Source organism: Mesorhizobium sp. M0478 (assembly GCF_040321305.1).
Taxonomy (GTDB): domain Bacteria; phylum Pseudomonadota; class Alphaproteobacteria; order Rhizobiales; family Rhizobiaceae; genus Mesorhizobium.
This window is the reverse complement of record NZ_JAMYRH010000015.1, coordinates 16,324-35,103: the sequence shown is the minus strand read 5'-3', so window position 1 is coordinate 35,103 and position 18,780 is coordinate 16,324. Positions and strand designations below refer to the sequence as shown.

Here is an 18,780-nt window from a genome sequence, read left to right as displayed (position 1 = left end):
ACAATCTGTGAGACCAAGGTGCCGCCGGTCAAGAACCTGGGCGATGGCCATACGAGTTGATCGGCGTTGATTCCGCGGAAGCCTGGCGATCGGGTGAAGACGAAGCGTCGCGACGCCACCATGCTCGCCCGCCTTCATCGCACCGGAGCGTTGACCCCGTCTGGATGCCCGACGCCGGCAAACGACACCTCAACACAAATTTGGGCTTGCATTTCCTATGCATGAGGCTCTGCGCCGGCCAGCCGGCTTAACCCTCGTACCGTTGCATATTGGATGACGGGCCGCCCTCAGGCCCAGCAATCATAGGGGCTGCTAGGGCGTCATGGGGATTGATCGTGCCGAACTCGAAAGTTTACTATGCCGAGAGACGACGGTCTCCATTCGACCTCAGGTTGTGTGTCGAGATGTGTCCGGTTGGAGACGTCTATGTTCGGAACTTGACACACTGACGCGCAAGTATTCCGCGCAGCGGCACGAAACACATGGTTTTGCCCTATTACAAGCACTGCCTCTTCGTTGGCCCACGGATTGCATAGGACACGGTGGAGGATCCGTTTACGAAAATTGCGATCTGGCGGTCTCCGACCGAGGAGCTCGATATGAAACTTGCTCAAACGATAAAACTCAATGCGATAGACGCTGCACTCTTGAGTGCTGTCGCGCCGATCGAAGCTCTGCCGCGTTCGGCACGGGCGCCACTGTCATTTGCCCAGCAGCGGTTGGTGATCGGCACGCTGAACGCTAACCGCTCTCGCCCCGAGATAGAGGGGCTGATCAGCTGCTTGGTCCACAGCTTCGCGGTGAGGATCGTTCTGTCGGGCGATCCGACGCTGGAGACATTGCTGGGGCAGGTGAACATTGCGAGGACCAGAACGTGAGCGACCGTGAGATGAACGCGCGGACGACCTCGGCATCGCCTCGCGTTCGCCCACTTCAATCATCGCCCACCAACTGGGACTCGTCGCACCCTGCCGCTGCCATGAATTTCATCGAGGGGACGCGCGACGTATCCGAGGGTGAGCTACAAGCTAACGGCATCACGCGTTATCATGTCACAAACTTCTATCGTGAACAAATCACCAACAATGTTTATTATGATCAGCTTAAACACATCGTCGAACCCTCATTCGAAGAGTTTGAGAGTTCCGGCAATCTGGATACGAGCGGCGAGCACGACAACACGGTCGCGCCCGGACTTCAGCATAAGTATGCTCAGACGGGATTGTTGCTGGTAACAGACCGTTGCGCTTCATATTGCCGTTATTGCTTTCGCAAACGCATTGTTGGCAAGAACTCCAATGAAATTGCAACTGATTTCTCTCGGATTGCGGATTATATTGATGGCCATCCGGAGATTACGAACGTACTGCTATCGGGGGGCGACCCGTTCGTGCTCAGCACCGCCAAGCTCGACAAAATTCTTGATTATCTGCTGCCGATCTCACATCTGGATTCGATTCGATTCGGCACAAAAACTGTCGCCTACCAGCCCAAGCGGTTCGAGGATCCCGCTCTACCGGCTTTGTTCCAACGGATCCATGAAGCGGGTAAGGCCGCAGTTATCGTCACACATTTCGATCACATCGGTGAAATCTCGGCGGACGCAGAGCGCAACATTGGCTCTTTGCGCGCCCATGGCGTACAGTTCCTCAATCAATCCGTGCTCCTCGCGAAAGTCAACGATGATTCCAAGATCTTGGCGGCGACCTTCGCCAAGTGCCATCAAATGGGCGTCCACCCTTATTACCTATTTCAAGGTAGGCCAGTGAAAGGCGCATCGCATTTTCAGGTGTCTCTGCGCCGCGGAATAGAGATTGCGCGCGGCATCAACCAACGTCTTAGCGGCATCCAGAAAACATTTAAATACATCATGTCCCACTACACAGGAAAGATAGAGATCCTCGACCTAGGAGGCGATGGCCGAGTGTATATGCGATACCATCAAAACAAGACTCCCGAAAAGATCGGAAAAATCTTTTCCCGGCCGCACCTCGAGGGCGCCTGCTGGTTGGACGATTTGCCGGAAGGATGAGATCGAAAGTCGCGGAATGCTGTCACCGTACCAGTTCGAGCTGAACAAAGGCCGCGGTTGCGCTTCTTTAGGGCAGCGCCATTAGGCGGTGGTGACGGCTTTTCCGTTCCAGCGACGGGCTGCTCGAACAGTACTGACCGCACGCTGCACTGATAACGGTGGCAATTAGCGCCCCTGAAAGAGGGCAGGACGTTTGTCCAGGAAGGCTTCGACCGCCTCACGGTGATCCGAAGTATTATGGCACATGCCTTGAAATGCTGCGCAGAGGTCGAGGAAATCAGGAAGGTCCAATCTCCGCGCTGCCTTCAGCAGCCGTTTTGCGAGTCGAAGTGCTTGAGGAGGTTTTCCTGCAATGCTTGCAGCAAGCTGCAGGGCTCGCGACCGCAATTCGGATGCTGTCGCGATCTCAAGGACGATTCCCAGTCGTAGAGCTTCCTCGGCGCGCACCAGACGCCCGGTGAAGATCAACTCCGCCGCCCTTTGGGGACCGAGCAGATCCTGCAGGAACAAGGCACCGCCATCTCCCGGTACGATGCCAAGATTGATGAATGTGGAGCCGAATACTGCGTCCTCCGCTGCTATTCGGATGTCGCACATTGTTGCCAGATCGAAACCAGCACCGATTGCCGCCCCATTGACGGCAGCAATGACAGGGACCTCCAGCCGGTGCATGGCAAGCGCAATTCGTTGGATGCCGCGGCGATAGCGTTCTTGTACCTCAAACACATCGCCAGCGAAGCTTCCCCTACTGTCCCGCATGTCCTTGACGTTGCCGCCGGCGGAAAACGCCTTGCCAGCCCCTGTGATGACCAGAACCGAGATGGGCGCCCCACCATTGATCCAGTCAACCGTTTGCACGATGTCGTCTATCAAACTCGTTCCAGTCAGTTCGTTGCGGACGTCGTCGCGATCCAGCACGACCACGGCGACACGGTCGCTGACCTCGAGTTCCGAGTTGATGAGTTTCGGCAGATCTGTCATGCCTCAATCCCTTGCTTCTCTGCCGACCGCACTATGGAGGACGCGGTAAGAAGGATGCGAACATCCAGGACTGCCAGACCGTCGGGATACGCATGAATGGGATTGAGGTCGAGTTCATCGATTTCCGGGAAGGCTTCAACCAGGTCCGAGATACTCACCATAAAATCTGCGAGCGCGTCTCGATCAACCGGCGCTCCCCCGCGCACGCCATCGAGAACCGCTTGCGCCTTGATTTCGTCTAACATCGCAAAGGCATCATTGCGCGAGATGGGAAGCGCACGAAACACGACATCCCTAAAAACTTCGACAAGGATCCCGCCCAGTCCAAACATGATGACCGGACCGTATGTGGCATCGCGCACGACGCCGACAATGACCTCGACGCCTCCCTTCGCTGCCATCGGAGTGACGAGGACGCCTGCAATGTTCGGATTGGTTACTGCAGCCTTAACATTGGCGACGATCTCAAGGAAGCCGCGCTGTACCGATGCGACGTCGGCGACATTGAGTTTGACTCCGCCGGCCTCTGTCTTGTGCAGAATATCGCGAGATACGATTTTCATCGCGACCGGCTGTGCGCCGAGACGGAAAAAAGCCGCTTCGGCCTCTTTTTCATCGAGAGCCAACAAAGCCGGGGCCAGATCTAGGCCAAAATCATGCAGGCTGTCTCTGCCTTCGTGCTCCAAGACCAGCCGCCTACCCTCAGCTCTGCACCGCGCAAGAACCTGCTCAAAGACTTTCCCGTGCTGCGCTCGCTTTGGCGGCAAAGCTGCTATGTCCCGGCCCACCTCACCGTACTCCGCCAAAGCCTGCATGCATCGCACGGCCGTTTCCAGGGAGTTGTGAACTGGGATCCCGGCGCGGCGCATGTCCAAGAGTGGCAAAGGCCGCTGATCTGCCTGAAGCGCACTGTACAGGCTGTGTACAACCACGGGCTTGCCGAACCGGCGTGGCATTGCGCTGATGAGGTTAGTGGCATCGATTTCTGCGGCGAGCAGGTCTTCTGAGAAACGAACCGCGTAACCGCCGTAGAGACCGGAGATCAGAAGTCCATCCACCATCGGATCCTGCAAGAGAATCTCGGCGCAAGCGGCGAAAACCGAGGGGTCCGAATCCGTACCCCCGGCTACGTCGACAGGGTTGATAACCGACGCGGCCGGAGGAAGTACCGCCGCAAGCCGCCGCCGCGTCTCTTCGCTCATGGGAGCGAGCGCCAGCCCGCGCTCGGACAGGGCGTCGGCGGCAATTGTCGCGTGACCTCCGCCGTCCGCAAGGATGGCGAGGCGGCGCGAGCGCATGATGGGCGGTAGCAGCGATAGCGTCTCCGCCATCGGCAGGATCTCATCGGACCGGTGCGCAAGGATTGCGCCGGCTTGCCTCAGCACGCCCTCGCTGACCGCATATTCGCCAGCCAAAGCGCCGGTATGAGATTTCGCGGAAATGCGTCCGGCACTTGTCCGACCCGATTTGTAGACGACAACTGGTTTCTCTAGCGAGATCCGCCTCAAGGCGTTTAAAAAGCGGCGGCCGTCTTTCAGGCCTTCCACGTAGACGATCACCACGTTGGTGTTGGCATCGGCCGCAAAGTAGTCGAGGTACTCGTCGAAGCGGATATCGGCCTCGTTACCCACTCCCACATAAGTGCTCAAACCCACATGCCCGTTGGCTTGAGCTTCAGTGACGAGCGACAGAGCCATGTTTCCGGATTGGGACAAAAGGCCAATGCTGCCCTTCCGCAAATCCGAAAAGCCGACGAGATTGCAGGCTTTGTGAGTATTGAACATGCCCGAGGTGTTTGGCCCGATGATCCTCACCCCGCCAGCGCTCGCAGCGGCTAGCACTGCATCCTGGAGCCGCTTGCCGCCGTCTCCAGCCTCCCCAAAGCCACCCGCCAGAACCACGGCACCCCGCACTCCTTTTGCGGCGCATTCGGTGATGACTGAAGGAACCGTCGCCGCGGGAGTGCAGACCAGCGCAAGATCGACGGGCCCGGGCAGGCTGCCCAGATCGGGCAGACACCTAATGCCGCAGATTTCAATCTCATTTGGATTAATCGGGTAGATTGCCCCGGCATAGCCGTCATCCAGGAGTTTTCTTAGCGACCGATATCCCCTCTTTGCCGGGTTCTTTGATGCGCCGATGATCGCAATGGAGTCGGGGGACAGAATGTTGAGGAGGTCATTCGACGCCATGTTATTCCCCCCGAAAGATCGGCGAACGCTTTTCCGCGAAGGCGTCGACGCCCTCCTGCCAATCGCGCGTGGTCGAACAAAACATCATGCCTTCGAGCTCAGCAGTAAGAGCAGAGTCGAACGTCCCATGAGCAGCTGACGCCAACTGCTCTTTGGCAAGCTGCATCGAGAATGGCGCCTTCTTTGACAGTTCACTCGCCAAAGTGCGGATGCTCTCAGCAAATTCCTCGTCAGGGATACAGCGTAAGGCAAGTCCGATCTTAACCGCTTCCGCCCCGTCAATCTGCCGACCGAAGAAGATCAGCTCACGCGCTTTTGCGAGACCTACAAGCCGTGGAAGGATGTTCGTAACCCCACCCCCCAGGAGTGCGCCAAGGCCAATTTCGGGAAATCCGATCCGCGCCGAGGCGGCCATGACCATAAAATCGCAAGCGAGAGCCATCTCGGCACCAGCGCCAAGCGCATAGCCGTTCACGCCCGCAATGATCGGTTTTGGATGTGAGACCAGACGTCTACACACCCTTTGTTCGCTCATCAAATATTGTCGCCTATCGAAGGCCGTGCGACCCGCCTTGTGCTCCTTCAAATCGGCGCCGACACAAAACGCCCGTCCTTCTCCGGTCAGGACAATGACGCGCACGGTCTTGTCGCGTTCCGCCTCATCGAGAGCCGCCAGGACATCATCGTATAATTTCTGCACCACTGCGTTCAAGCGGTGCGGGCGGTTCAGACGAATTTCGGCGACGCCATTCTGGATTTCGTAGGCGACCGTTTCAAACATTATGTACTTCCTATAACCCGCTGGATCGGTGATCACGGTTGGCGGGCACGATAACAGAGGCGATTTGATTTGCAACACATGTTTCAATCTTGCGCGGGCGAGCTATATGGATCATAGCTCCGGCGAGAAATGCGATTGCTCAGCGGTGAACATTATTGGAATTGAATGACCGTCCGTTATTTGCATTGCCCCCCAAACAGCGGCCGGCTTACCACGGGCTGGCCTTGCTTCGTTGCCGCTGGGGCCAGCCGCTTTGGCGCGGACGGCCTGGAGCATCACGATGCGGAAGCGGTCCGAGAGAGCACTTAGCCCAGAATGAAACACATGTTGCGCATGCGACAACGCTGCGCTACCTAGGGGTCATGGCTGACGGACCTCTTTCGGAACGATTGATCGCAAGCTTCGACACAATGTCAGAGCAGTTCCAGTTGGCGGCGCGCTATATTATCGACCAGCCACATGACGTCGCACTGTTGTCGATGCGCGACCAGGCGCGTGTGGCCGGGGTCCAACCGGCTACCATGACGCGACTTGCCAAGCATCTTGGCCTCACAGGTTACGACGAGCTTCGCGAAATGTATGCTGAGGCCGTTCGCAGCGGCGATGTCGGATTCGCCGGAAAGGCCGATGTGCAAGCGATGGCGCAAAGGCGCAAAGGCGAACATGGCCTTGCGCGCGAAATTCTTCGAGCTCAAGCGGCCGAGATTGTCCATCTGGCTGAGTCTCAGCTTGATGCAATCGTATTAACGGCAAGGCGCCTTGCATCCGCCAAGTGCGTTTTTTGTGTCGGATTGAGGTCAAGCCACGCAACGGCTTGGCATCTGCATTATATCATTTCGATGATAAGGGAAAAGTCGGTCATGCTTGATGCAGTCGGTGGCACCGGTTCGGACGCACTTGCCCGTGCCACCCCCAACGATGTGCTCTTTGCGACAAGCGTGTTTCCTTACACGCGCGCCACGGTTGAGATCGCCGAGTATGCGCATCAACATCGCATTCCCATCGTCGCCATTACCGACAGCGAGGTTGCCCCGCTGGCCCGAGTGGCCGACGATGTCGTTCTCGTCGAGACGAAGAGTCCCTCGTTTTTCCACACCATGACACCGGCGTTCGCGGTCGCGGAGGTGCTGGGCGCGCTGATCGCAGGGCGGAGTGCGGAAGCCGCACGTGAGTCTCTTCTGCGGTTCGATGCGCATCTTGCGGATTTCGGCACACACTTGAAGTCGAGAGCTTGGACGCGAAAAGTCCGCCCGTCCCCGTCAGCCTCTCGAGCGACAAGGCAAATGGACGGCAAGAGGCATAAGACGATCGTGCCGAATCAGGAATGATGTCTAGCAGGCTGCTGAAATTGGCGCTGCGTCGCAGCAAGCCGATGCGACAGGTGCGATTTTTAGCGGTTTGAAGCCGGATTTGGTTTCTGGTCGCAGAGGTTTTTCCGGTCAATTGGCCCGGAAACTTGGACATGCTCAAGACCGTACCACCGGGCCATTCTATATGGAGCAAGGCTACGCATCATCCCCGTCCTTTCATTCGCATGCCTTCGGGGTCGAAGAGCGGGCCGATGGTGACGGTGGCGTCTAGCATTTGCCGAGCGATGTCGATCTTCACCCGGACGCCATCCTTCAGCGGTTCACGGCTGTGGCCGAGTCCCACGGGTTTCCCGATACGGTAACCGAAGGTGCAGGAGGACGTCTGACCTACAATGCGGCCGTCCAAATAGATCGGCTCGTGTCCCAAAAGCACAGCGGTATCGTCATCAAGCGTAAGCGAGACCATGCGCGAGACCTCGCCACGCGCGCGAGCGTCTGCCAAAGCGTTGGCGCCGATGAAGCCACCTCCCTTACGGACTGCGAAATCGAGCCCCGCGGCGATTGGCGTGACATCGCCATCCAGTTCATGTCCCATGGCGCAGAAGCCTTTCTCGATTCGCATTGACGTCTGTGCAAACAGACCAGCCGGCTTGGCCCCTGCTGCCACAAGCGCGGCGTAGATCGCCGGCACATCATCCGCCCGGCAGGTCAGTTCCCACCCTGCCTCGCCGACATAGGACATTCGCGCGGCACGCACGTGCTTTCCGGCGATATGTGCCGTACCATGCTTAAAATAACCGACCTTCTTGAGCTCCGCTGCTGCCCCACATTCGCTGACGATCCGCGCGGCCTCCGGCCCCATTAGCCCAAGAACCGCGTAAGATTCCGTGCTGTCGGTCAGGGTGACGTTGTTGTAGCCTTGAGAGTGGCGGCGCAGCCAGGCGAGATCACGTTTAATGGCCGTCGTGCCGACGAAAAGGCGGTAGTGATCCTGAGCAATCCGATGCACGGTCAGATCAGATTCGAAGGTACCGCGGTCGTTGAGTATCGCAGTATAGATCACCGACCCGGGCGTGCGTGCCATATGGCCAGCACAAACATACAGCAGGAAGCTTTCCGCATCCGGACCCTCAACCTCGATTTTGCCGAAGGGGGAGGCATCGAAGATCGCAACCTGCTCATGCGCAGCCATGACTTCTGCGCGTACATTCTCGAACCAATCGGGCCGATCGAAACGCAGAACGGGCTCCGCAGTCTTGTCAAAATAGAGCGGACGTTCCCAGCCATAAAACTGTCCCATATGCGCCTTCGCCTCGCGATACTCCTTATCGAGCGGTAGGGCGCGCAGATTGCGGGCGGTTTTCAATTGCTTGCCGGGATAGGCAATGTCGTAATGAGTGCCAAGGATTTCTGGTGCACGGGCCATCAAATGTTCGAGGTTGTTGAAGACAGGCGCGAAGCGCTTGGCATCGGCTTCGGTGAGGTCATAGGCAGTGTGGCCGTGCACAATGCAATGGGCAAGGTTCATCCCCGCGCCGCCGCCGGAGGCGATCCCTACCGAGTTCATCCCGCAGCCTAGGAATAGCCCCCGGGTCTCGGCCGTCTCACCAAGCATGAAGGTGCCGTCAGGCGTAAAGCTTTCCGGCCCATTCAACAGCATCTTCACCTCGGCCTTCTCAAGTGCGGGGAGTCGGTGCAGTGCGTTTATCATCATCGGTTCGAAATGATCCCAGTCCTCCGGTAGCAGGCTGAATTCGAAGGTTTCATTCAGGACGCCCGGGGCGATTGGCTTGCCCATCGGCTCAAAGCAACCAACTAGCAACCCGCCAGAATCATCCCGGATGTACAAGTGATTGTCATGATCCGAAAGCGTTGGCGTGTTGCCCACGATGCCTTCGATAGGTTTCGTCAGCAGGTAGAAATGTTCGCATGCGAGCGCCGGGACTTCCGCGCCCGCCATCCCACCTACTTCGCGCGACCAGAGCCCAGTACAGAGCGCAATCGCGTCGCACATAATCGTACCTTGTGAGGTCTCCACCCCGCGCACACGCCCGTTGTCCGTCAATATGCCGGTGACACCAGTGCGTTCAAACAGCTTGGCGCCCAGCTTCTTAGCGGCCTTCACCAGTGCGGCGCAAACATCAGAGGGAGAGACCCGCCCATCCTCGGGCGACCACACCGCGCCCAAAACATCCTCTGCATTCATTAGCGGCCAACGTTCCTTCGCCTCTTCAGCGGAGATAGATCGGGCGTTAGTCCCGTAGGCCTGTGCCAGCGCCTCTTGCCGCCGAATATGGGTAAGGCGGTCCGGATTCGTAGCGATCGAGAGCGATCCTTTCTGTATCCAGCCGACCGATTGTCCCGTTTCTTGCTCGAGTTGCGAATAGAGTTCGACCGAATACTGGATCATCCGCGTCAGATTGCGAGAGTGCCGAAGAGCCCGGACCTGGGCAGCAGAATGCCATGTCGTCCCTGATGTCAGCGCGTTACGTTCCAGCAGGATCGCATCGCCTACACCCATCTTTGCAAGGTGATAGAGGGTCGAACACCCCATGATGCCGCCACCGATGACAACGACGGACGCATGCGAAGGCAAGGTATCGGCCATGTTTCTTCCCAAAGCAGATTGGAGTTTTCCACGCGAATTTAGTGGCAATGAGCTTGTCACAAAAAACATTTATAGTAAATATCCGCAGGAAATAACATATGTTTTCAGTGGCGTTGGACCGCGAAAATGGATCCCACCTTAAAGACCCGCATCACCTCCGCGCTCAAGGAGGAACTCCCCGCTTTGCCGCGAGGATTGCGAACGGTCGCCAAATACATCGTGGATCATCCGTCAGACTTCGGCCTCGATCCTATCCGGGAGACGGCGCGTAAGGCGGGTGTTAGCACCTATACTCTCGTGCGTTTAGCCGAGCGGTTGGGATTCGGCGGCTATGATGAGCTACGCGAACCGTTTAGGCACGCGCTTGTATCGGCCTCTGCCGGTGTCGAACAGCCCGAATGGATTGAGCGTTTGAGGGAGAATGGCGCATTAGGTGAGGTGCAAGCCGACGCCTCGCTGAACACTCTCGCAATCGTACAGCGCTCCCTTGAGCGCCAGCTCCCCGAACAGATGCATCGGGTCGTGACAATGCTACTGGAGGCGCGCACCGTCTATCTAACCGCGGTCAGAGCCAGCTATTCAGTGGCCTATTACCTCCACTACGTCGGCCGCATGGCGTTGCCCACGCTGCAATTGGTACCACGACACATGAACAGCGCGATTGACGAGCTGCATACCGCAAGTGAGGGCGACGTCATGATAGCCATAACGTTCACTCCATATTCCCGAGAAACGATAGAAGCTTGCACATTCGCGCGCCGCAAAGGCGTGAAGCTGATTCTCATTTCCGACAGTGAAATTGTATCGTCAGACTTCAGTGCCGATGAGACGATCATCGTTTCCGTCCTGTCGACGCATCATTTTTGCTGTTACGCTGGCGCGACAGCCCTGATCGACACGCTCATAGCCCTGTTGGTGGCTCATGGCGGCGACACGGCCAAAGCCCGTATCAAGTCTTATGAAGATCTGCGCAGGGACAATCAGGCCTATTGGGTCGCACAAAAATAACGATAGTTTTTTTATCGGTGTGACAAGGCTTGTCGAGTTTCACCGTGAGCTTATGACGGCAGTGGCGAGCTTGATGAAGCTGCAAAGCTCCGGTCGCTTTTGCCGGCGCATGCGATACGCTTGAATTCCTTGAGTTTGCAGAAGAAGTTCTTGTTCGGGCGGAGACGCCAACCTGTGACGGGATCTGGCGCCGTGCTTTCCTCTAGCCACCGGCCGCCCCGTGGGACTGCAGGCCGGTGCTGTCAAAAGAAGATGCACTCGATCCACCGGCGGAACTCGGCAATCAGCCGTTTGTCGGGCGGTTGCCGCTTGCCTAGACACCCCACCAATAAGCGATCCGCGCAAACGCCAACGTTGCAACAAATCCTTGAACTAAATTTACAGAATCTTTGCGATCGCAAATCGCTGAGAATGCTACGTTCATTCACAAGGTCTGAGGTCAGGCACCGCTGAAAAGCTGGTGCCGATTTACACCGGCCGCGCGTAGCAAGAAAGATGGGCAATCAATGGCAACAAGAGCACTCATTTTGGTCGAAGGCGATGAAACGGGTAATGGTCTCCTCTATATCCAAGCAGCCCAGCGCCTTAGTCTTTATCCAATTACGCTATCGGCTAATCCAGAAAAGTACGACTATCTTGCGGTGCAAGGCTACGAAGCAATCCGCGTCGATACAGCCGATCTCGACGCGTTGATTCGCGAATGTTCCAATCTAGCGGCCAATTATGACGTAGCTGGCATTACGACCTCCCTGGAAGCGTTCTATGCAACAATTGGCACGCTTTGTCGGTATTTCGATTTGCCGGGACCGAACCCCGGCTCCATTGAACGATGCTGCGACAAATTTGTTCAACGTCAGCTCCTCGCGGAGGCCGGCGTTCCAATACCTGCTTATCGCTTGGCAGCGGATGCGACGGAGGTGGAAAGCTCTGCAGCGGAGATCGGCCTGCCTGTGATTGTTAAGCCAGCCGTAGGCAGCGGCAGCAGCGGCGTCCGATTGTGCCGCAATGCCGACGAGTTGGCCGAACATACCACCTATTTGTTGGGCGGGAAGCACATATGGCGATCTTCGCCGAGGATGTTGGTCGAAGAATTCATACAGGGTCCATATTATAGCGCTGACATAATGGGGAATGAGGTCATTGGGATTGAGGCTGCTGACTTCGGGCCTCCACCGCATTTCGTGTTCCGGCATTTTACTTTTCCGGCACCGATAACTGATGAGGCGTACAAACGCATCGCCGATGTGTCGCTGGGCTGTTTGAGAGCCCTCGACCTTGGCTGGGGGCCAACCAACATTGAATTCCGTTTGGCGAAGCGTGGCCCGGTCGTCATTGAAGTCAATCCGCGCCTTCCGGGTGGGCCCAATCCTAAATTGGTTCGGCTGGCTTATGGTGTCGATCTCGTCACCGAGCACATCAAGCTTGTCATCGGCATGGAATGGGATTTGCGCAGAAGGCATTCGCAAACTGCGGCCGCGCGGAACCTACTTCCTGATCGCGATGGCACGCTCGATTGGATCGGTGGCGACAGCCAGGCGGCTACCATATCAGGCGTCGCCGAGGTCAAATTGCAACTTAAATCCAAGACGCCGATCTTCAGGAAAGGCGATTATCGGGACTGTATCGGACACGTCATCGCCGTTTCGCCCACCCTTGCTCGCACCGAGGCGATTCTTCGGAGTGCCGTCGACTTGATCGATTGGTCGATCACACCGTTTCCGACCCTCAGCGAACAGGAGCAGTCTGCGGTCACTCACCCCTGCATCAGCGCAAATGACGCGAGGTAAGGGTGTCTGCGCCTGGTACGTCAAGTGCTCTGAACGATATCTCATCGCCACGATCATGGTTCTGTCCGTGGCCAGCGCAAGGCCGCCATCCATAACGTCGGTTCTTGCTTGTGACGATGCGACCATCCTTTTCGAGGATGGCTTCTTGGAGGTGGTCGAGATCGCGCAGTAGCGACTGCCATTTCGGACGTAAGACCTTTGGTCCGGCAGAGGCGACGCAGTTTGCTGAGTACGAGCGGCAGGATGAGCAGAACGCATGCCCCCGAAGACGGCATAGGATTGATCGAAGCTCGGGAGTAATGACGGCTGCCTGGGCGACGCGGTGCAGGCTCTCGTGTCGAGCAAATCGCGATACCACAGCACGGCCTTGAGTGGGCCAACCTTCGCGTTGGTGGGTCACCAATGTGATGCCGTTCCTCTGCAATTGCCGACACGATCTTGAAGTTCTTTCGTTTTTTCCGCTGGCCTTGAGGTATAACGCGGGTAGGGCGAGCTGCTGACCAATGCCTTGTCGCCCTTGAGCTGTGCCTGGAGGCGGCGACGATCGCTCCAGGGCTCGCGGACGCGGGTTCGCTCCACAACGCGCTCAAGCCGCCAGCGGATCTCATCCTCATCCAGCAGATGTCGCTGGTCCTGCAGCACGGTTCGGTCCACAATCTACGCCATGGTGTCGAGATCTTGGAGGGCATCCGGGCCGAGTGCTTCGATGCGCCATTCGTCGTAGCCGGGCGGACCGCCATTCTTCGGGCGGCAATCATCCTTGCTGCTAATCAGGCCGGGTAGCCAGGGCGGGCTGCGGCTCAAGCCAAGTTTCGATCCGGACCTCGTGCTTGCAGCAGTCCGCCATGTCGTATTCTTAGACGACCTTGTCGTCGCAGCGTAAATTGAGGCTACAACGCGTTCAGTCAGAGTTTCGGCTCGCAGATCCAGAAACCATAATACACAACGTGGGTGCGAGACTGATACAGGTGAAGGCCGCACCCAGCCAAGCACCACCTGAAAAACGCCATGAGTTCCTTGAACGTCATGCCGCCAGCATCCATGACCCGCCGCCAGAGCATAGGGCTCACATTGAGCAGGTGAAACTTGAGTTGCATGTTCGAACCGTTGGCTCCGCCATGGGTCGATCTCGACTTCAGGCATACTCCAATCCAGTCCGTGCTGAGGCTACCGCGACAAGTTCTATGCCGCTCTCGCTCTGACTACCGCGAACGCCACGCGCTTTTTCCTGCTCTCCAATAAACGATCCGTGCACCAATGCCGATCTTGGGACTGCAGGGTCGGTCCGCCATGCAAAAATCATATGTTGCAACGCTGCAAAAATGATCTAAATGTTTCCTAGGCGCCAATACTTACTTGTCAATCCGGAGGTACGCATGAGCCTCGCTCGTCAGGAGACTTTAGAATCGATCTTCAGCGTTGATCTCGGTGACGCCACGACCACACGACATAAGGTCTCCCCGGTAGAATCGGTGTATGTGACCATGCGCGACGGAGTTAGGATTGCCTTGGACGTCGTTCGTCCTACGGATGAGGATGTCGGGACCAAGCATGATACCATCTTGGTCATGACGCGGTACTGGCGTGGGATCAAAGGGAGTTCTTCCAACCACTACGCCGATCTATTTGTGCCAAAAGGATATGCCGTGGTCGTTGGCGATGTTCGCGGCACAGGCGCATCCTTCGGCGTGTGGCCTCATCACCGCGCGCGCGCCGAAACATTAGACTTCACCGAGGTAATGGACTGGATCGTCGCGCAGCCCTGGTCCACGGGACAGGTGGTCGGTTACGGCCTGTCCTATACTGCGAATACAGCGGACTGGATGGCGGAGCGGAACCATCCGGCGCTGAAGGGCATCGTACCACGGTTCGCCGACTACGATAGTTATGAGGATTTACTCCTTCCCGGCGGAATCCCTAACCTCATCATGGGACGAACTTGGGCCAACAAAGTCAAGGACTTCGATCGTAATATAGTAGCCCTTGCCGACGGCGAGCACTCGCCGGGCGTGCGTCCAGTCGCACCGGCTGACGTGGACCTTGACGCGGCCGTGCGCGATCACGAACAGGTCCCGTCGGTCTGGGAGGGCTTTCAGCAGGTGACCTTCAAGGACGATCGTCCCGCGACCTGGGGCGGAGCATCAATGCTTGACTGGAGTACTCAGGAGGCAGCAGACTGGCTTGACCGCTCAGGCACACCAACCCAAAACTGGGCGAGCTGGTTCGACGCCGGAACGGCGCAAGGCGCCGTTCGACGCTTCCTCCGACAGTCAAATCCGATGAACGTGTTCATCGGCCCTTGGAACCATGGCGGTGATATTCCCTACGATCCGCTACTTGCAGCCGATGAAGTAATCCCTCCAACTACACCCACACAAGAGGCCAACGATATCCGCTTCATGAACTTGTGCTTCAAGGGTCAGGCGGTCCGCGAGCTGGGCAAGGTTCTCCACTACTACACCCTAGGAGAAGGCGTTTGGAAATCGACCCGCTCGTGGCCGCCCCTTGCAACGCGTTATCGCTGGTATTTGGCAGGCGGCTTCCGCCTCAGTTCATCGCCAGACGCGAGTGGCGTCGACTCGCTTCAGGTTGACCCGGCGCTGGGAGACGTCGCATCAACCCGGTGGACCACCAACAACGACTGTGGCAAGGTCGATTATAGAGATCGGCGCCAGCTGGACGCCGCTCGCCTCGTCTACACGAGCGACCCGCTGACGCGCGACCTTGAGATCACCGGTCATCCGGTCATTCATCTGAACATCACTTCGACCCGCGAGGACGGCGCCTTTTTCGTCTATCTCGAAGCCGTAAGGCCGGACGGTGTATCCTGTTATCTCACCGAAGGTCAGTTGCGCGCCCTGCATCGGAAGGTGTGGGCCGAATCACCATTCAGCGCCCTTGGACCGCAGCATAGCTATCTGCAACGCGATGCCGAACTACTCACGCCAGGTGAGGCCGCTGTCCTGGCGTTCACCTTGCAGCCGATCTCCGCCCGTCTCCCGGAAGGTTACCGCCTGAGGGTGTCTCTCGCCGGTAGTGAGACGACCACGTTCGCCCATGTGCCGAGCGACGGTGAACCGCCCTTGCTCAAGTTTCATCGTGGCACCTCGGGCTGCTACATCGACCTGCCGATCATCAAGCCTTGAGCAGAAGCCCAGATTGTTACAAACTAGGGATCTACCGAATGGGAGAGGTCTTCGGCGATCCTGTTCGGCGGTAAACCGAGATATGACGGTTGGCTGTATCGGTGAACGCACCTCTCGCCCAATCTCCCCAGCGCTCCGCTAACTCCAGTCCTACGTATTCGGCCATGGTATCGAGCTCCTGGTGAAAAACGTAGCGACTACGCTGTGGAAAACGTCTGACCGATGTGCCAGAAAACCAGAGGAGGGTTGAAATCAAGTTCTGGTTAAGTGGTTCTTGGATTGCCGCATAGATGAATGGATTATCGTGATCAACGAGTGTAGTAGAAATTTTCTGGCCGTTGACGAAACCAGCCAAGACTGGAACAGGCAATTCTATCACAAAAACTCCCCCCTCATCTAGCGCCTGTGCCGCAGATCTGAGGCAAGCTATTTGCTCTTCGCGCCTGGAGAGAACGTAAACGTATTATAAACGCAATAGACCAGATTGTAGCGTTGCTCTGGACTGAAATCGGCTATGTCCTCGTTCCAGGCCTTTATCAGACCGGTACGCTTGGCGAGAAGTTTCAACATGCGGTCCGAATTGTCGATACCTTCGACCTTGACGCCGCGCTCGCTCAATGGTACCGCCACGCGCCCGCTGCCTATGCCAAGTTCAAGGGCACCTCCTCCGCCGGATAATCGCTCAAGAAAGGCGGCCGTTTCGTCTGCCTCAAGGTCTTTACCTAGCATGCTGGTAATTTGTTCATAGGTCGGAGCCAAATTCTCATCATAACTATATTCATTAGAAATATTCGTTACTCCTGTATTTGTGTATATCCGTCACCAGGAACTGGCGAAGGGCAACGACGTGGTCAGGGTTTCAAGCGTGTCATCAGGATGGACATTGAACGGCTCCGTTCGTGGGTGAACCTCGCAGTTCAAAGGGCAAGCGCTATGCCAACTAGTCGGATCCAGCCGGTGGCGATGCGAAACAAGCTCTACGGCGGCGGCTGCATCCGCCTGCAGGTGCGACCAGTTCAGCGACCGAATGGCGATTGTCGGAAACCGCACAAAATTGTGCCGTTGCAGCCAGACGGAACCGGTAATTGCACACCCCTGCCTTGCGGTGGGCAGTGAGTGGGTGCTTAACTTGTTGATTGGATTGATGGTCCGTCGTCGGGCAGTTTTGAGGACGGAGCGGATGTCGGGGGAGAGCTTGACGGCCCAGAAGATTGAGAGGTCACCCTGACGGGAGGAACTTGAAGTGATCCGCGGGGAATTGCCAGCACTGAAGGCCTAAGCTTCGCGCGTACGCTGACACCCCTGATCCGGTCATGGCATGGCGGCTGACCAGCTTCCCGACGATCCGGACGCGCTGAAGGCGATGGTCCTGGCGCGCGACGTCGAGAACGCCCGCCTGATCCAGATCATCAAGGAATTGCAGCGTCACCGCTTCGGCCGAAGAGCTGAGACGCTTCCCGAGGATCAGTTGCTGCTGGGGCTCGAAGAGGCCGAGCAGATCGAGGCCGCCGACGAGGAAGAGAATGAACAAGCATCTCCCGCAGAGCGTCTGGAGCGCGCCAGGAAGCGCCGGAAGAACCGCGGCGCGTTGCCACCCCATCTGCCGCGGGTGGAAATGGTCGTCAACATCGAGGACCATGCCTGTCCGGGCTGCCGCAATGGCTTGCATCGGATCGGTGAGGACGTGAGCGAGCGGCTCGACATCGTGCCAGTGCAGCTGCGTGTGATCGTCGTGCGCCGGCCCAAATATGCCTGCCGCGCCTGCGAGGACGTGGTGGTTCAGGCTCCCGCACCCGCCCGGCTGATCGAGAGCGGTTTGCCAACCGAGGCGACGGTCGCTCAGGTGCTGGTGTCCAAATATGCTGACCACCTGCCGCTCTATCGTCAGGCGCAGATCTATGCCCGGCAGGGCATCAATCTCGACCGGTCCACGCTCGCCGACTGGGTCGGCCGCGCCGCCTGGCACGTTCGTCCGGTGCATGAGCGGCTGCTTGGCAAGCTGAACACTTCACCGAAGCTCTTTGCTGACGAAACCACGGCGCCGGTGCTCGATCCGGGCCGCGGCAAGACGAAGACTGGGCAGCTGTGGGCCTATGCCCGCGATGACCGCCCATGGAATGGAAGCGACCCGCCGGGCGTCGCCTATGTCTATGCGCCGGACCGAAAGGCCGAGCGTCCGATCGCTCATCTCGCAGGCTTCACCGGAATCCTTCAGGTCGACGGCTATGGCGGCTATCGCGTGCTGGCCGAGAAAAGCGACGTGACGCTCGCCTTCTGCTGGGCACACGTGCGCCGGCGCTTCTATGAACTGGCGGCAGCCGGTTCCGGGCCGATTGCCAGCGAGGCGCTGAGACGGATCGCCGAGCTCTACAAGATCGAAGAGTCATCCGCGGCCGGTCGGCTGACGAACGCCGCGCGATGCGTCAGGAAAATAGCCGCGCTATCATTGCCGATCTCCAACCTTGGCTGCGCGAAAAGCTCGGCCTGATTAGTCAGAAGACCAAGCTCGCAGAGGCAATCCGCTACACGCTCTCGCGCTGGCAAGGCCTGACCCGCTTCCTCGACGACGGCCGCATCGAGATCGACTCCAATACAGTCGAGCGCTCCATTCGTCCGATCGCGCTCAATCGGAAGAACGCCCTCTTTGCAGGCTCCGATGGCGGCGCCGAACACTGGGCAGTCGTCGCCTCGCTGATCGAAACCTGCAAACTCAACGGCGTCGAGCCCCTCGGCTATCTCGCCGATGTCCTCACCAGGATCGTCAATGGCCACCCGAACAGCCAGATCGACGACCTGCTGCCCTGGGCCTACATCCCGGCTCCCGAACTCAGGGCCGTGGCCTGAGAACAGCGCTCTGATGTCCGCTGCCAGCGAAACGCCAGTGGCGCCCGCATCAATTGGATGTTCTCGACTGAGCAGGCCCGTCTCAAAATGG

14 protein-coding genes and 2 pseudogenes are annotated in these 18,780 nt (G+C 57.8%); 9 read left to right on the top strand and 7 right to left on the bottom strand.

Translation table 11 applies throughout. The features are described from left to right. Positions 1 to 63: 63 nt before the first annotated feature. The 3 genes and pseudogenes from NKI64_RS32200 to NKI64_RS27105 all read left to right on the top strand — a co-directional run. Positions 64 to 179: pseudogene (locus NKI64_RS32200) on the top strand (IS110 family transposase); the annotation flags it as partial. A gap of 420 nt (positions 180 to 599) precedes the next feature. Beyond that, positions 600 to 878, top strand: a complete 279-nt coding sequence (locus NKI64_RS27110; protein ID WP_352671141.1) for a hypothetical protein — start codon at positions 600 to 602, stop codon at positions 876 to 878. Between the two features lie 101 nt (positions 879 to 979). Next, entirely contained in the window at positions 980 to 2,032 is a 1,053-nt protein-coding gene (locus tag NKI64_RS27105) for a KamA family radical SAM protein (protein WP_352671296.1), read from the top strand. Positions 2,033 to 2,197: 165 nt separating this feature from the next. On the opposite strand, the gene NKI64_RS27100 is transcribed toward NKI64_RS27105, so the two are convergent. From NKI64_RS27100 to NKI64_RS27090, 3 genes are read right to left on the bottom strand one after another with little or no spacing between them, the layout of a single operon-like run. After that, positions 2,198 to 3,013 carry an enoyl-CoA hydratase-related protein gene (locus NKI64_RS27100; RefSeq protein ID WP_352671138.1) on the bottom strand — a complete coding sequence of 272 codons (816 nt, stop codon included), beginning with the start codon at positions 3,011 to 3,013 and terminating at the stop codon, positions 2,198 to 2,200. Continuing rightward, complete coding sequence (locus tag NKI64_RS27095) at positions 3,010 to 5,205, bottom strand: acetate--CoA ligase family protein (protein ID WP_352671135.1); 2,196 nt, start codon at positions 5,203 to 5,205, stop codon at positions 3,010 to 3,012. Before NKI64_RS27095 ends, NKI64_RS27100 begins: the two co-directional genes overlap by 4 nt. Position 5,206: 1 nt before the next feature. Beyond that, positions 5,207 to 5,986: an enoyl-CoA hydratase/isomerase family protein gene (locus NKI64_RS27090; RefSeq protein ID WP_352671131.1), complete on the bottom strand. Its 780-nt coding sequence runs from the start codon at positions 5,984 to 5,986 to the stop codon at positions 5,207 to 5,209. 362 nt (positions 5,987 to 6,348) lie between these two features. Here NKI64_RS27090 and NKI64_RS27085 point away from each other — a divergent pair, with 362 nt between their 5' ends. Beyond that, entirely contained in the window at positions 6,349 to 7,314 is a 966-nt protein-coding gene (locus NKI64_RS27085) for a MurR/RpiR family transcriptional regulator (RefSeq protein ID WP_352671128.1), read from the top strand. A 184-nt stretch (positions 7,315 to 7,498) separates the two neighbouring features. Here the strand turns inward: NKI64_RS27085 and NKI64_RS27080 are convergent, their stop codons facing one another. Next, positions 7,499 to 9,904, bottom strand: a complete 2,406-nt coding sequence (locus NKI64_RS27080) for a GcvT family protein (RefSeq protein WP_352671125.1) — start codon at positions 9,902 to 9,904, stop codon at positions 7,499 to 7,501. A 126-nt stretch (positions 9,905 to 10,030) separates the two neighbouring features. Between NKI64_RS27080 and NKI64_RS27075 the strand changes: the two genes are divergently transcribed. Both NKI64_RS27075 and NKI64_RS27070 read left to right on the top strand, forming a co-directional pair. Next, entirely contained in the window at positions 10,031 to 10,912 is an 882-nt protein-coding gene (locus NKI64_RS27075; protein WP_352671122.1) for a MurR/RpiR family transcriptional regulator, read from the top strand. A 506-nt stretch (positions 10,913 to 11,418) separates the two neighbouring features. Then, entirely contained in the window at positions 11,419 to 12,699 is a 1,281-nt protein-coding gene (locus NKI64_RS27070; protein WP_352671119.1) for an ATP-grasp domain-containing protein, read from the top strand. Between the two features lie 396 nt (positions 12,700 to 13,095). Here the strand turns inward: NKI64_RS27070 and NKI64_RS27065 are convergent, their stop codons facing one another. Together NKI64_RS27065 and NKI64_RS27060 are read right to left on the bottom strand one after the other, a co-directional pair. Beyond that, the gene (locus NKI64_RS27065) at positions 13,096 to 13,341 is read right to left on the bottom strand and encodes a hypothetical protein (RefSeq protein WP_352671116.1); all 246 of its coding nucleotides are present in this window, start codon (positions 13,339 to 13,341) and stop codon (positions 13,096 to 13,098) included. 15 nt (positions 13,342 to 13,356) lie between these two features. Beyond that, positions 13,357 to 13,503, bottom strand: a complete 147-nt coding sequence (locus NKI64_RS27060; RefSeq protein ID WP_352671113.1) for a hypothetical protein — start codon at positions 13,501 to 13,503, stop codon at positions 13,357 to 13,359. A gap of 572 nt (positions 13,504 to 14,075) precedes the next feature. On the opposite strand from NKI64_RS27060, the gene NKI64_RS27055 reads away from it, so the two are divergent. Continuing rightward, positions 14,076 to 15,845 carry a CocE/NonD family hydrolase gene (locus tag NKI64_RS27055; protein ID WP_352671110.1) on the top strand — a complete coding sequence of 590 codons (1,770 nt, stop codon included), beginning with the start codon at positions 14,076 to 14,078 and terminating at the stop codon, positions 15,843 to 15,845. 426 nt (positions 15,846 to 16,271) lie between these two features. Here the strand turns inward: NKI64_RS27055 and NKI64_RS27050 are convergent, their stop codons facing one another. Then, positions 16,272 to 16,604 (bottom strand): methyltransferase domain-containing protein, encoded by a 333-nt coding sequence (locus NKI64_RS27050; RefSeq protein ID WP_352671107.1) that lies wholly within the window; start codon positions 16,602 to 16,604, stop codon positions 16,272 to 16,274. 559 nt (positions 16,605 to 17,163) lie between these two features. Between NKI64_RS27050 and tnpC the strand changes: the two are divergent. After that, positions 17,164 to 18,455, top strand: a pseudogene (gene tnpC / locus NKI64_RS27045) (IS66 family transposase); the annotation flags it as partial. Next, positions 18,453 to 18,689 (top strand): transposase domain-containing protein, encoded by a 237-nt coding sequence (locus tag NKI64_RS27040; RefSeq protein ID WP_352671294.1) that lies wholly within the window; start codon positions 18,453 to 18,455, stop codon positions 18,687 to 18,689. The pseudogene tnpC and the gene NKI64_RS27040, both read left to right, overlap by 3 nt. Positions 18,690 to 18,780 lie beyond the last annotated feature (91 nt).